The following is a 14,393-nucleotide window of genomic DNA, read 5'->3' as shown; positions in this document are numbered from 1 at the left end:
AATCATAATTGAGGTTTTTTGAATACCGTTTCATTTTGGGGTTGTTATATTCCTCTCACAGGCCTGATAACAAACTGCGATGTGCTTGCATCGCAATTATAAAACACCTAACCACCTGTTTCGCTGGCGAAAAGCATTTATCTCTTGCTCCTGTATGGATAGTAAAACGCGGTGATCCGAAGCGGCAGCTTACAGCGAAGTGGATGAGGTATAAAACGAGGAAACCCTATGTCACGTATAGATACGCTGGTCTGTACTGACGCCAGGAAAACGAAATATCGTTTCGTGGTTTTGACGATGATTTTTCTGGTGTATGCCATCAATTACGCCGACCGAACGAATATTGGCGCGGTACTGCCTTTCATCATTGATGAGTTTCATATCAATAATTTTGAAGCCGGGGCCATCGCCAGTATGTTTTTCCTCGGCTATGCGGTAAGCCAGATCCCGGCCGGCTTTTTCATCGCCAAACGCGGTACCCGGGGGCTGGTATCGCTCTCCATTTTCGGCTTCTCCGCCTTTACCTGGCTGATGGGCACGGTGAGCTCCGTGTTTGGCCTGAAGCTGGTGCGGCTGGGACTGGGGCTGAGCGAAGGGCCTTGCCCGGTGGGGCTGGCTTCCACCATAAATAACTGGTTTCCACCAAAGGAGAAAGCCACGGCAACCGGCGTTTACATCGCGGCGACCATGTTTGCGCCGATTATTGTGCCGCCGCTGGCGGTGTGGATTGCGGTGACCTGGGGCTGGCGGTGGGTCTTTTTCTCTTTTGCTATACCCGGAATTGTGGCGGCCATCGCGTGGTATCTGCTGGTCAAATCCAAGCCTGCTGAGAGCGGATTTGTTTCCCAAAGCGAACTGGCAGAGATTAATGCCGGGCGTGAAAGTCATAATAATAGCGTACGCGAAAATATCTTAATTGCCGAAAGATTCACCTGGCTGGATAAAATCATTCGGGTAAAGAAAATGGCGCCAATTGATACGGCGAAAGGCTTATTCACCTCAAAAAATATTCTCGGTGACTGCCTGGCGTATTTTATGATGGTTAGCGTGCTGTACGGATTATTAACCTGGATCCCCCTGTATTTAGTCAAAGAGCGCGGTTTCGATGTAATGAGTATGGGCTTCGTGGCCAGTATGCCGTGCATCGGCGGCTTTATTGGCGCGATCGGCGGCGGATGGATTTCGGATAAGCTATTAGGCCGCCGGCGTAAACCCACCATGATGTTCACTGCCGTGTCAACGGTGGTCATGATGTTAATTATGCTGAATATCCCGGCAAGCACCCTGGCGGTTTGTATTGGATTATTCTTTGTCGGCTTTTGTTTAAATATCGGCTGGCCAGCCTTTACCGCGTACGGTATGGCCGTTTCGGATAGCAAAACCTATCCAATCGCCTCTTCCATAATTAATAGCGGCGGCAACCTCGGTGGATTTGTCGCGCCGATGGCGGCTGGTTTCTTGCTTGATAAAACCGGGAGTTTTAATTCTGTATTTACCTATTTTGGTATCTGCGCCGCCATTGGTTTGGTGGTGATTCTTTTCCTCGATGAACCACAATAACGGAAATATATCCTGTTAATTAATATGACGTAATGTCATGGAGTGAAACTATGTTATTAAAAGATAAAGTCGCCATTATTACTGGCGCGGCCTCCGCACGCGGTTTGGGCTTCGCGACTGCGAAATTATTCGCCGAAAACGGCGCGAAAGTGGTCATTATCGACCTCAATGGCGAAGCCAGTAAAACCGCCGCGGCGGCATTAGGCGAAGGCCATCTCGGCCTGGCGGCCAACGTCGCTGATGAAGTGCAGGTGCAGGCGGCCATCGAACAGATCCTGGCGAAATACGGTCGGGTTGATGTACTGGTCAATAACGCCGGGATTACCCAGCCGCTGAAGCTGATGGATATCAAGCGCGCCAACTATGACGCGGTGCTTGATGTTAGCCTGCGCGGCACGCTGCTGATGTCGCAGGCGGTTATCCCCACCATGCGGGCGCAAAAATCCGGCAGCATCGTCTGCATCTCGTCCGTCTCCGCCCAGCGCGGCGGCGGTATCTTTGGCGGACCGCACTACAGCGCGGCAAAAGCCGGGGTGCTGGGTCTGGCGCGGGCGATGGCGCGCGAGCTTGGCCCGGATAACGTCCGCGTTAACTGCATCACCCCGGGGCTGATTCAGACCGACATTACCGCCGGCAAGCTGACTGATGACATGACGGCCAACATTCTTGCCGGCATTCCGATGAACCGCCTTGGCGACGCGATAGACATCGCGCGCGCCGCGCTGTTCCTCGGCAGCGATCTTTCCTCCTACTCCACCGGCATCACCCTGGACGTTAACGGCGGCATGTTAATTCACTAAGCGAGGCAAACAGATGAAGATGACCGAATCACAAAAAGTCGCCGCGGCGGCGTGGCGTATTCGCCGTTACGCCCTGCAAATGGGGGAAGTGCAGGGGCAGGGCTATATCGGCCAGGCGCTGGGCTATGCCGATGTGCTCGCCACCGCCTTCAGCCATGCCATGACCTATCGCCCGGAAGATCCCGAGTGGGAGGGGCGCGATCGCTTCCTGCTCTCTCATGGCCATTACGCTATCGCTTATTATGCCGCGCTGCTGGAGGCGGGCATTATCCCGGAAGCCGAACTGGAAACCTACGGCTCCGACGACAGCCGCCTGCCGATGTCCGGCATGGCGACCTACACCCCGGGGATGGAGATGTCCGGCGGCTCGCTGGGGCAGGGACTGTCTATCGCCGTCGGCATGGCGCTCGGGCTGCGGCAGAAACAGAGCAAGGCCTGGGTCTACAACTCCATGTCCGATGGGGAGCTGGACGAAGGGTCGACCTGGGAGGCGGCGATGTCGGCGGCTCACTATGGCCTGAGCAACCTGATTAACCTTGTCGATGTCAACAAACAGCAGGCTGACGGCGATTCACGCAAAATCCTCGGCTTTGAGCCGCTGCAGGATAAATGGGCCGCCTTCGGCTGGTACGTACAGCGCGTGGACGGTAACGATCTGCCGGCGGTGATGGCCGCCTTTGACAACGCGAAAAGTTATTCCGGCAATCAGCCGCGGGTCATTTTATGCGACACGCTGATGGGCAAAGGGGTGCCGTTCCTCGAAACCCGCGATAAAAACCATTTTATTCGCGTCGATGCCGACGAATGGCAAAAAGCGATCGCGGTGCTGGACGCTAACAAACCGGAAGGAGTGCTGTAATGAGCCAGAGTCAACCCCGTTTAAAAACGTCGGCGATGATCGCCTCGATTGCTGATGAAGGCCAGGCGACCGTCCCTGCGCCCTTCGGCGTCGCGCTGTCAAAACTGGCGGCGCAGCGCCCGGAAATCGTCGGCATGACCGCGGACCTGTCAAAATATACCGACCTGCATATTTTCGCCCAGGCCTTCCCGGATCGCTTTTTCCAGATGGGCATGGCCGAACAGCTGCTGATGGCGGCGGCAGGGGGGATGGCGAAGGAGGGATTTATTCCTTTCGCCACCACCTATGCCGCCTTTGCAACCCGTCGCGCCTATGATTTTATTCACCAGGTCATCGCCGAAGAGCATCTGAACGTGAAGATCTGCGCGGCGCTGCCGGGCCTGACGACCGGCTATGGCCCCAGCCATCAGGCCACCGAAGATCTGGCGATCATGCGCGGTATCCCCGGGATGGTTATCGTCGATCCTTGCGATGCGCTGGAGATAGAGCAGGCGGTACCGGCCATTGCCGATCACCAGGGGCCGGTGTATATGCGTCTGCTGCGCGGTAAGGTGCCGCTGGTGCTGGATAAATATGACTATCAGTTCGAACTGGGTAAGGCGAAGCTGCTGGAGGACGGCAACGATGTGCTGATTATCTCCTCCGGGCTGATGACTATGCGCGCGCTGGAGGCGGCTGAAAAGCTGCGGGCCGATAATATCGGCGTGGCGGTCCTGCACGTGCCGACCATCAAACCGCTGGATGAGAAAGCGATTATTGAACAGGCGTCGAAGCCGGGCCGCCTGGTGGTAACAGCGGAGAACCACACCGCGGTCGGCGGCCTGGGGGAAGCGGTGGCCGCGCTGCTGATGCGTAAGGGCGTACGCTGTGAGCTGGATAGCGTGGGGCTGCCCGACGCGTTCCTGTTAGCCGGCGCCCTGCCGACCCTCCACGATCGCTACGGCATCTCCACCGCGAAGATTGTCGAAAAAATTAAGTATCGTCTGCGTTAACCGCGCTGCTATGGCCCACTGGCCGCTGAGCGCGCTCAGCGGCCTTCTCATGCCCGCCAGCCAGGCGCGGCATTCTTTTGCAGATTTTATGCGGCCTGTCACAAAATCTGCTAGACTGCGCCCCTTCATGGCATTGTGGTTTTTGCCATCTCTTATCGCAATAATCTCCCTGAAAACTACGCCCTTCACCGGGCCGGGGCGGTTCGGAGTTGTTATGTCTTTTGATTCCCTAGGCCTGAATCCCGATATCCTGCGCGCTGTCGCTGAGCAGGGCTACGTTGAGCCGACCCCTATCCAGCAGCAGGCGATCCCGGCGGTACTGCAGGGCCGTGACCTGATGGCCAGCGCCCAGACCGGCACCGGTAAAACGGCGGGCTTTACCCTGCCGCTGCTGCAGCGCCTGATCCAGAATGAGCCGCACGCAAAGGGCCGTCGTCCGGTGCGCGCGCTGATCCTGACCCCGACCCGTGAGCTGGCGGCGCAGGTGGGCGAGAACGTCCGCGATTACAGTAAATACCTGAATATTCGCTCGCTGGTGGTCTTTGGCGGCGTGAGCATCAACCCGCAGATGATGAAGCTGCGCGGCGGCGTCGACATCCTCGTCGCCACCCCGGGCCGTCTGCTGGATCTTGAACATCAGAACGCCGTCAGTCTTGATAAAGTAGAAATCCTCGTGCTGGACGAAGCGGACCGCATGCTGGATATGGGCTTTATCCATGACATCCGTCGCGTACTGGCCAAACTGCCGGCGCGTCGACAGAATCTGCTGTTCTCGGCGACCTTCTCCGACGAGATCAAGGGCCTGGCCGAGAAACTGCTGCACAACCCGCTGGAAGTGGAAGTGGCGCGTCGTAACACCGCGTCCGAGCAGATCACCCAGCACGTCCATTTCGTTGACAAGAACCGCAAGCGTGAACTGCTGTCGCAGCTTATCGGCGAAGGCAACTGGCAGCAGGTGCTGGTGTTTACCCGTACCAAGCATGGCGCCAACCACCTCGCGGAACAGCTCAACAAAGACGGCATCCGCAGCGCGGCGATCCATGGCAACAAGAGCCAGGGAGCGCGTACCCGCGCGCTGGCCGACTTTAAATCCGGCGGCATTCGCGTGCTGGTGGCGACCGATATCGCCGCCCGCGGTCTGGATATCGAAGAGCTGCCGCACGTGGTGAACTACGAGCTGCCGAACGTACCGGAAGATTACGTCCACCGTATCGGCCGTACCGGTCGCGCGGCGGCCACCGGCGAAGCCTTATCGCTGGTGTGCGTGGATGAGCATAAGCTGCTGCGCGATATCGAGCGCCTGCTGAAAAAAGAGATCCCGCGCATCGCGATTGCCGGCTATGAGCCGGATCCGTCCATTAAAGCCGAACCTATCCAGAACGGTCGCCAGCAGCGCGGCGGCGGTCGTGGGCAAGGTCAGGGACGCGGCGGCCAGGGTCAGGGACGCAGCGGACAGCCGCGCAGCCAGAATAATGCCCCGCGCCGTCAGGACGGCGAGGCGCCGAAAGCGCGCACTCAGGACGGCAAACCGCCGCGCCGCCGTCGCCCGCGTAAACCGGCTGGCGAATAACACGCTGATGTCCGGGCCGCGATAACGCACCCCGGCTCAGGCCCGTCTGTCCGCTACGCGGCGGCGGGCCTTTTTCTTTCCATTACACTATTTGTCGAGCAGGCTTCCACACTCCGCAGAAAGCAATACCTCCGGGCGGGCAAAAATGGCACAATAGTGGCTGTTTATACAGTATTCAGGTTTTCTCATGGCTTTGACCGCTGCGCTGAAAGCGCAAATCGCCGCCTGGTATAAGGCGCTTCAGGAACAGATCCCGGACTTTATTCCGCGTCCCCCGCAGCGGCAGATGATCGCCGATGTGGCGAAAACCCTTGCCGGGGAAGAGGGCAGGCATCTGGCTATCGAAGCGCCGACCGGTGTCGGCAAAACGCTGTCATATCTGATCCCGGGCATCGCCATCGCCCGCGAGGAACAAAAAACGCTGGTGGTCAGCACCGCCAACGTCGCCCTGCAGGATCAAATCTACAGTAAGGACCTGCCGCTGCTGCGTAAAATCATTCCCGACCTGCGCTTCACCGCCGCCTTTGGCCGCGGACGCTACGTCTGTCCGCGCAACCTGACGGCGCTGGCCAGCACCGAGCCGTCGCAGCAGGATCTGCTGGCCTTTCTCGATGACGATCTCACCCCGAATAATCAGGCGGAGCAGAAGCTGTGCGCGACCCTGAAGCAGGATCTCGACAGCTACCGCTGGGACGGCCTGCGCGACCATACCGACAAAGCCATCGACGATGGGCTATGGAGCCGGCTGAGCACCGATAAGGCCAGCTGCCTGAACCGCAACTGCCACTACTATCGCGAGTGCCCGTTCTTTGTGGCGCGGCGGGAAATTCAGGAGGCGGAAGTGGTGGTGGCCAACCATGCGCTGGTGATGGCGGCGATGGAGAGCGAAGCGGTGCTGCCGGAGCCGAAAAACCTGCTGCTGGTCCTCGATGAAGGCCATCATCTGCCGGACGTCGCCCGCGACGCGCTGGAGATGAGCGCCGAGATCACCGCCCCCTGGTTTCGCCTGCAGCTGGATCTATTCTGCAAGCTGGTGGCTACCTGCATGGAGCAGTTTCGTCCGAAAACCACGCCGCCGCTGGCCAATCCGGAGCGGCTCACCGCTCATTGCGAAGAGCTTTTCGAGCTGATTGCTTCGTTGAATAATATTCTCAATCTCTATATGCCCGCCGGTCAGGAAGCGGAGCATCGCTTCCCGATGGGCGAACTGCCGCAGGAGGTGATGGAGATCTGCCAGCGGCTGGCGAAGCTCACCGAGTTGCTGCGCGGCCTGGCGGAGCTGTTCCTGAACGATCTCAGCGAAAAGACCGGCAGCCATGACGTGGTGCGCCTGCATCGGGTGCTGCTGCAGATGAACCGCGCCCTTGGCATGTTTGAAAGCCAAAGCAAGCTGTGGCGCCTGGCGTCGCTGGCGCAGTCCTCAGGCGCGCCGGTAACCAAATGGGCGACGCGGGTGGTGCGCGATGGCCAGATCCACGTCTGGTTCCACTGCGTCGGGATCCGCGTCAGCGATCAGCTTGAACGGCTGCTGTGGCGCAGCGTGCCGCATATCGTGGTGACGTCAGCGACGCTGCGCTCGCTAAACAGCTTCTCGCGCCTGCAGGAGATGAGCGGTCTGAAGGAGAAAGCGGGGGACCGCTTCGTGGCGCTGGATTCGCCGTTCAACCACGTGGAGCAGGGGAAAATTATTATTCCTCAAATGCGTTATGAACCGCTGATGGATAACGAAGAGCAGCACATTGCCGAGATGGCGGCCTATTTTCGCCAGCAGGTGGAGAGCAAAAAACATCTCGGGATGCTGGTGCTGTTTGCCAGCGGGCGGGCGATGAACCGCTTCCTCGAGCATGTGACCGATCTGCGCCTGATGCTGTTGGTGCAGGGCGACCAGCCGCGCTACCGGCTGGTGGAGCTGCATCGCAAACGGGTGGAAAGCGGCGAGCGCAGCGTGCTGGTGGGTCTGCAGTCCTTTGCCGAAGGTCTCGATTTAAAAGGCGATCTGCTGAGCCAGGTGCATATCCATAAAATCGCTTTTCCGCCCATCGACAGCCCGGTAGTGATCACCGAAGGCGAATGGCTGAAAAGCCTCAATCGTTATCCCTTCGAGGTACAGAGTTTGCCCAGCGCCTCCTTTAATCTTATTCAGCAGGTGGGGCGTTTGATCCGTAGCCATAACTGCTGGGGAGAGGTGGTGATTTACGATAAGCGTCTGTTGACCAAAAACTACGGCGCGCGTCTACTGAACGCGTTACCTGTTTTTCCCATAGAGCAGCCGGGCGTTCCGGAGGTTATAGTAAAACGGAAAGCAAAACAGACAGCAAAACAGACGGGCCGCAAACGTCGCTGACGCCGGCGCGTGATGCACCAGGGGGAGCCATGGAGTACAGCAAAATTATAAAAGAGGTGGGTCGCGGTAAGAATCATGCCCGCGATCTCGATGAAGAGACCGCTCGTGCGCTCTACGCGCGGATGCTGAACGGCGAGGTGCCGGAGCTGGAGCTGGGGGGAATATTAATCGCCCTGCGCATTAAAGGCGAAGGCGAAGCGGAGATGAAAGGTTTTTACGCCGCGATGCAGCAGCATACGCTGCGCCTGACCCCGCCGGCCGGCAAGCCGATGCCGATCGTTATCCCCAGCTACAACGGCGCGCGCAAGCAGGCGAACCTCACGCCGCTGCTGGCGATGCTCCTGCACAAGCTGGGATTTCCGGTGGTGGTTCACGGCGTCAGTCACGATCCCACCCGGGTGCTGACCGAAACCATTTTTACCCTGCTGGACATTCCGGCCACCCTGCACGCCGGACAGGCTCAGGCGCAGCTGGAGGGCCATGAACCGGTGTATATCCCGGTGGGGGCCTTCTGTCCGCCGCTGGAGAAACAGCTGGCGATGCGCTGGCGGATGGGCGTACGCAACAGCGCCCATACCCTGGCCAAGCTGGCCACGCCGTTTGGCGAAGGGGAGGCATTGCGTCTCTCCAGCGTGTCGCATCCGGAATATGTTCCCCGGGTGGCGAACTTCTTTCGCGAGACCGGTGGCCGCGCGCTGCTGATGCATGGTACCGAGGGCGAAGTGTACGCCAACCCGCAGCGCTGTCCGCAGATCAGCCTGATTGATGAGCAGGGCGTGCGGGTGCTGTACGAACGCCAGACTGAGATGGCAGCGGAGGCGGTGGTCCTGCCGACCTCGAAAGACCCTGAGGTCACCGCGCGCTGGATTGAACGCTGCGTCGCTGGCGTCGAACCGGTGCCCACCTCGTTGAAGATCCAGCTTGCCTGCTGTCTGGTGGCCTGCGGGGAAGTCACCTCGCTGGAGCAGGGCCTCAGCCGCGTCAACGACTGTTGGTGATCGGATCTGCAGGATAAAAAAAAGCCCGTCCGGTGGCTCGGACGGGCAAGGCAAGGGTATTAAAGGTCTTTTCAGGGTTAATTCAGTGGCTTACAGATGGGTGCAGCGATTATTTATAGATAACCGCAGTACCGCTCAGTTTGTTGTTGGTGTTAGCGGAAGTAATGCTGTAGCCGGTCGCGCCAGCGGCTTCGGCTTTAGCAGCCAGTTTTGCTTCCAGACCATCTAAAGTGGTTGCGCCTTGCGCAGACACCACGCCGATCTTATTCATGCTTTCAGCCTGAGCGGGGGTAACCGGTTCGGCGGCAAAGGCGCCGAAGGAAAGAGCGGTCAGAGCGATGGCAGCGGCAGCATATTTGATGTTTTTCATAGTTAATCTCTCGCAGGTTGTTCTGTTCAGGGGACGATGTTCCGTCGATGTGATAAGTATCACGCTTTTCTGCGGGAGATAAAATCGAAGTAAATTCACAGTCTTTATCGAATTTTTTGAATGATTAATAATTTACTGATTATTAATAAATTATTTCTGCTTCTTTTCGTCTGACGGCGAAGCGAGGAACACCGGCGCGCTTAAGGGCACATATTGCGACTTTTTCCGCCAAAAAGTGTGCGCGAAAAGATAATGCGAAAGGCTGTCATAAACGGTAAAGGAAAGTCAACGTAGCTGGCTATCCTTGGAGCCGCGACGATTATATCCTGAAAATGTATTGTTATGTAAATCTTTCTCCTGCTGGCACTTCACGCAGTATCTGACCCCTGGGATGGCCTGTCGCCGGGCCTCCGGAATCGGCTCTCCGCATTCATCACAAAATTTGTTGCTTTCGCCGCGCGGAAGCTCGCGGCGGGCGCGAGCCACCGCATCGTCAATAGTGCTGTCGATCTGATCCTGTACGGCGCCGTCGCCTGCCCAACCTGATGCCATCGTCTGCCTCCTGTAAAAGGTTATTGATAAATTATAGCTGAACCGTACAGCCGGTTACCGCTGCTGGCGGCATTGATCCGCCAGGCTATCGCCCCCTGGCGGTGGGCCTTATCCGCGAGGGCGGCCGCCAGGTCGTCCAGGGTGCTGGCGCCGAAGGCGGAGACGGTGCCGACAGGGCGGAGCGGCCCGTTATAGGGCAGTACGGGTGGCGGTGGCAGGGGAGAGGCCGCGGTGGCATGAGCGGTGAGCGCCGCGGCGAACAGCAGCGAGACGAATTTCATCAGCATATCCTCATAAACCGCATGGGACATAGCTTAAGTGTAGGTCTTTCCAGACCGCGCGACAGGGAATGTTTAATGCAAAACAGTGCGTTTTGCATGCTACCGGCGCAGGGGAGCGCTACTCTGGCCGGTAGATTATTTAGCGGGCGTCAGGGCGGATCATGTCAAAGCGCAGGCTGTCATCAATACCGTAATAGGCGCTCGGGCCACCGGCGCGCAGGATCGGTTGGGCGCGGGCGGTTTGATAGATGCCGTTGTCCAGCAGTGATTCATCGATATGCACGGCAACCACTTCACCGAGCACCAGCCACGTATCGACAGGGTTGCCGTCGGCGGTGGTGAGTTGAATACACTGCGACAGACGGCACTCAAAGTTCACCGGACTCTCCGCGACCCGGGGAGCGCTGACCAGGCGGCTGGCGGCGGCGGTGAGGCCGGCGTGTACGAATTCGTCCTCATGGTGCGGAATCGAGGCTGACGTTTCATTCATCGCCATGGCCAGCGGTCGCGTCGCCAGGTTCCAGACAAACTCCTTTGTTTCGACGATATTTCGCACGCTGTCTTTCCAGCCGCTGCTGGCGAAACTAATGATTGGCGGCCGATAGTTAAAGCAGTTAAAAAAGCTGTATGGCGCCAGATTACGCTGGCCCTCGGCGTCCTGCGAGGCGATCCAGCCTATCGGGCGAGGCCCGATTATCGCGTTCAGCGGGTCATGCGGCAGGCCGTGGCCCTGCGAAGGTTGATAAAAGTACATGCTGCACCTGTCACGGATAATGGAGATATCCAGACTCCCTTATTTACCGCGCCGCCGTCAACGGGTATCTTACGCGGCTGTTCAAAGGAGATTGTCATGAAAGCCCAGAAACCGGGGTTACACCCGCGTAACCGCCACCATCAACGCTACGACCTGCCCGCGCTCTGCCAGGCCCATCCTGACCTGCAGGGCTACATTACGCTCAATCCGCTGGGTGAGCAGACCATTGATTTTGCCAATCCGCAGGCGGTGAAGGCGTTGAATAAAGCGCTGCTGGCGCATTTCTACGCGGTCAAACACTGGGACATTCCTGACGGCTTTCTCTGTCCGCCGGTGCCTGGGCGGGCCGACTATATTCATCATCTGGCGGATCTGCTGGCCGGGGATAGCGGCGAGGTGCCGAAGGATGCCACGATCCTTGATATTGGCACCGGCGCTAACCTCATCTATCCCCTGATCGGCGCTCACGAGTATGGCTGGCGCTTTACCGGCAGTGAAATCAACCCGCAGGCGTTCGCCAGCGCGCAGGCGATTATCAGAGGCAACCCGGGCTTGACCCGGCAGATCCGCCTGCGCCGGCAAAAAGAGAGCCAGTCTATCTTTCACGGCGTGATCCATAAAAACGAGACCTACGACGCCACGCTGTGTAATCCGCCATTCCATGACTCCGCAGAGAGCGCCCGGGCGGGGGGCGAGCGCAAGCGCCGCAACCTCGGACTCGGCGCCGAAAGTGGCCTCAATTTTGGCGGTCAACAGCAGGAGCTGTGGTGCGAAGGGGGCGAAGTAGCCTTTATCTCGCAGATGATCCGCGAAAGCCAGGCCTTCGCCCGCCAGGTGAAATGGTTTACCTCGCTGGTGTCGCGCGGCGATAATCTGCCGCCGCTCTACCGCCTGCTGACCGAGGTCGGCGCAGTGAAAGTGGTGAAAAAGGAGATGGCCCAGGGGCAAAAGCAAAGTCGCTTTCTCGCCTGGAGCTTTATGGACGACGCCAAACGCCGTCGTCCATTCTAACGCTACTCGGCGGCCGGGCTGTCGGCGCCCGGCATCGGCAGCTGCTGCCAGGTCTGTACCGGCGCGCGAACCCCGGCGCGATCGAAGTGCTTTTTCACCTGGGTGTCGAGGGCAAAACGCACCGTCCACTGCTTCAGCGGCAGGGTAGTGAAGCTGACGCGTAGCGTAAAGGCGGTATTGCTCAGCCCCACCAGCCCGGCGAACGACGGTTCGCCAATGATCAGACCGCGGATCTCCTCCTGGGCCAGCAGATCGTCCACCGCCGCCTTCAGCGCCTGGCTGGCTTTATCCAGATCCTCATGGCGGTCAACGTCATAGTTAGCCACAACCGAGCCAATGCCGCGCACGAAGTTGGCAAAGGTGGTGATCGAGGACCAGGGAATAATGTGATAGGCGCCGGTATCCTGACGTACCCCCACGGAGCGAATCGACATTCGTTCCACGGTGCCGGTCAAAGGACCTATGGTGACCAGGTCGCCGGTGTTCATCCCGTTCTCAAACTGGATAAATATGCCAGTGATAATGTCTTTGACCAGGGTTTGCGCACCAAACGAAATGGCCAGCCCTAACGCCCCGGCGCCCGCCAGCAGCGGCGCAATGTTTACCCCAATTTCCGAGAGCAGGATCATCACCGTGATGGTGCTGATCACCACCGCCAGCGCGTTGCGAAACAGCGTCAGCAGCGTCCGGGCCCGCGCGCTGGGCAGCGGACGGCCATGAATATCCGATGCCAGCCGGTTTTCAATCAGGCTGGCCAGAACCGTCCAGCCAATGGCGGAGAAGAAGAGGATCAGGGCGATGCGGATCAGCACATCCACCGTTTTTTGCCCGGCATCGTTGTGCAGCCATTCCCGGAAGTCAAACAGGCCCCAGGCGCTCAACAGCAGCATGATGGCGACACAGACGGTGAGAATGCGCGCCGCCTTCAGCGAGGCGGAGATCCAGCCATTTAGACGCTTTTGCAGTTCAGGGTAGTTGCGCTGAGTGGCGGGCGACAGGGTGATGGTTTTGGCTATCCAGCGCGACAGGATGCCAGACACCAGCGCCGCGCCGCCGATAATCGCCAGGCTTTGCAGGGTGGCGCCCATCATGAATTTCAGGCTGTTGCCCGGGTCGAACAGCGAAAAGAAAAAAAGCACCACAAAGTAGGCGCAGGCCAGCCAGTGCCAGACCAGCGCGAAGGCGCGGATAAACAGGCTAAAGAAAGCGAGTGAGTGGTCGGCCAGGTGGATCAACCCTTGAGTAATCACCGCTTTGTTATGAAAAATCAGGTACAGCGCCCACAGCGTAATGCACAACATGATGACGACGTTAGCCAGCGCGCCAACCTGAACATTCACCTGATTGGAAATAATCGGCACCGCGACGATCAGACCGTAACCAATCAGGCTGCTGAGCGCGCTCAGGCGCAGGCTCCAGTATGACGCGGCCTCGTCGCTGAGGTTAAAGGGCCGCAGGGCAGGAATGCGCGGGCAGAAAATGAGCCGCAGAATAGCTTTAAAAAACTCGATCAGCGCGAAGGCGTTGAGGAAAAGGCTCTGCTGGAAGGCGATGGTAGGGTTATTCCCATTCAGGCGATCGCTTAGCAGCTGACCGACAAACAGGGTTAGCGCCAGCAGCAGCAGGTCGATGATAAACGCCCCGGCGATGGTCAGGGGCAGCTGGAGCCAGTTACCGCGATCGCGGTTTTTATGCCGTCCCCATTCGCCCATTTTGCGATATAGCGGCAGCGCCGCGAGGCGTACCAGCCACCAGAAGGCAAACACCAGCCCGGCCAGCAGTAAAAAATGCCAGGCCGCGCTGGTAAAGGTTTGCGGATTAAAGGGCTTATGCGGTGAGCCGGTGATATTGCGCCACAGCTGGGCAAAGCGTGATGAGAGCTGTTCGCCATATTCCCGGCTTATCTGGGTGACGTTCTCCAGTACCGTGGTCTCTTCTTTCACCGCCGGTGGCGTCAGCGTCGGGGTGCTGTCGGGCGGCGGCGTGGCGGCTGCTTTACGCAGCTGGTCAATGAGCTCCTGACGGGCGGAGTCGTTGGCCAGCACATCGGCCAGTGCGGCATAAGCCGCTCTTTTCTGTTCCACATCGGGTTCGCTGGCGCTGTTTTTATCAGTGTTAGGCGTCGGCACGCCGGGGAGGGTGGCGGCGGAAAGCGGGGCAGTAAACAGTGCAGCGAGCAAAAGCAGGATCCACGGCATGGGCACCTCCGTTGCAACGTAAACGGGTAAGTATAGAAGCCGCTGGCGGAAGGGGAGGGAAGAGGATTCTGGAAAAGCGGCTCTCATCGTGGGGGAGAGAGCCG

At 58.6% G+C, this 14,393-nt stretch carries 13 protein-coding genes; 8 read left to right on the top strand and 5 right to left on the bottom strand.

Annotation, left to right across the window (positions count from 1 at the left end; genetic code table 11):
* Positions 1-228 precede the first annotated feature (228 nt).
* The 7 genes from KHQ26_RS11375 (at position 229) to ybiB (ending at position 9,123) form a co-directional block, all read left to right on the top strand.
* Entirely contained in the window at positions 229-1,560 is a 1,332-nt protein-coding gene (locus KHQ26_RS11375) for an MFS transporter (RefSeq protein ID WP_019705008.1), read from the top strand.
* Between the two features lie 50 nt (positions 1,561-1,610).
* Positions 1,611-2,360, top strand: coding sequence for an SDR family NAD(P)-dependent oxidoreductase (locus tag KHQ26_RS11370; protein WP_002895750.1), 750 nt, complete (start codon positions 1,611-1,613; stop codon positions 2,358-2,360).
* Between the two features lie 13 nt (positions 2,361-2,373).
* Positions 2,374-3,219: a transketolase gene (locus KHQ26_RS11365; RefSeq protein WP_002895753.1), complete on the top strand. Its 846-nt coding sequence runs from the start codon at positions 2,374-2,376 to the stop codon at positions 3,217-3,219.
* Positions 3,219-4,211, top strand: coding sequence for a transketolase family protein (locus KHQ26_RS11360; RefSeq protein WP_002895757.1), 993 nt, complete (start codon positions 3,219-3,221; stop codon positions 4,209-4,211). Before KHQ26_RS11365 ends, KHQ26_RS11360 begins: the two co-directional genes overlap by 1 nt.
* Before the next feature lie 214 nt (positions 4,212-4,425).
* A complete protein-coding gene (gene rhlE / locus KHQ26_RS11355; protein WP_004151702.1) occupies positions 4,426-5,781 on the top strand; it encodes an ATP-dependent RNA helicase RhlE in 1,356 nt (451 codons plus the stop codon).
* 187 nt (positions 5,782-5,968) lie between these two features.
* A complete protein-coding gene (dinG, locus tag KHQ26_RS11350; RefSeq protein ID WP_004147693.1) occupies positions 5,969-8,125 on the top strand; it encodes an ATP-dependent DNA helicase DinG in 2,157 nt (718 codons plus the stop codon).
* Positions 8,126-8,154: 29 nt separating this feature from the next.
* The gene (gene ybiB / locus KHQ26_RS11345; protein ID WP_004142045.1) at positions 8,155-9,123 is read left to right on the top strand and encodes a DNA-binding protein YbiB; all 969 of its coding nucleotides are present in this window, start codon (positions 8,155-8,157) and stop codon (positions 9,121-9,123) included.
* Between the two features lie 109 nt (positions 9,124-9,232).
* Here ybiB and ybiJ read toward each other — a convergent pair whose 3' ends face one another.
* The 4 genes from ybiJ to KHQ26_RS11325 form a co-directional block, all read right to left on the bottom strand.
* Positions 9,233-9,493, bottom strand: a complete 261-nt coding sequence (gene ybiJ, locus KHQ26_RS11340; RefSeq protein WP_004176772.1) for a DUF1471 family protein YbiJ — start codon at positions 9,491-9,493, stop codon at positions 9,233-9,235.
* 285 nt (positions 9,494-9,778) lie between these two features.
* Entirely contained in the window at positions 9,779-10,045 is a 267-nt protein-coding gene (locus KHQ26_RS11335; RefSeq protein WP_002895824.1) for a DksA/TraR family C4-type zinc finger protein, read from the bottom strand.
* Positions 10,046-10,065: 20 nt separating this feature from the next.
* Positions 10,066-10,326 (bottom strand): DUF1471 domain-containing protein, encoded by a 261-nt coding sequence (locus KHQ26_RS11330; RefSeq protein ID WP_004176771.1) that lies wholly within the window; start codon positions 10,324-10,326, stop codon positions 10,066-10,068.
* 139 nt (positions 10,327-10,465) lie between these two features.
* A complete protein-coding gene (locus tag KHQ26_RS11325) occupies positions 10,466-11,080 on the bottom strand; it encodes a flavin reductase family protein (protein ID WP_211777887.1) in 615 nt (204 codons plus the stop codon).
* Positions 11,081-11,176: 96 nt separating this feature from the next.
* On the opposite strand from KHQ26_RS11325, the gene rlmF reads away from it, so the two are divergent.
* Positions 11,177-12,091, top strand: coding sequence for a 23S rRNA (adenine(1618)-N(6))-methyltransferase RlmF (gene rlmF, locus KHQ26_RS11320; protein WP_020804714.1), 915 nt, complete (start codon positions 11,177-11,179; stop codon positions 12,089-12,091).
* 2 nt (positions 12,092-12,093) lie between these two features.
* On the opposite strand, the gene ybiO is transcribed toward rlmF, so the two are convergent.
* On the bottom strand, positions 12,094-14,289 hold the full coding sequence (gene ybiO, locus KHQ26_RS11315; protein WP_020804732.1) for a mechanosensitive channel protein: 2,196 nt from the start codon (positions 14,287-14,289) through the stop codon (positions 12,094-12,096).
* Positions 14,290-14,393 lie beyond the last annotated feature (104 nt).

The sequence above is a fragment of the Klebsiella sp. 10 genome, from assembly GCF_018223925.1.
In the GTDB taxonomy this organism is placed as follows: Bacteria; Pseudomonadota; Gammaproteobacteria; order Enterobacterales; family Enterobacteriaceae; genus Klebsiella; species Klebsiella pneumoniae.
The sequence above is the reverse complement of the archived record's forward strand: the minus strand, read 5'-3'. Positions and strand labels throughout refer to the sequence as shown.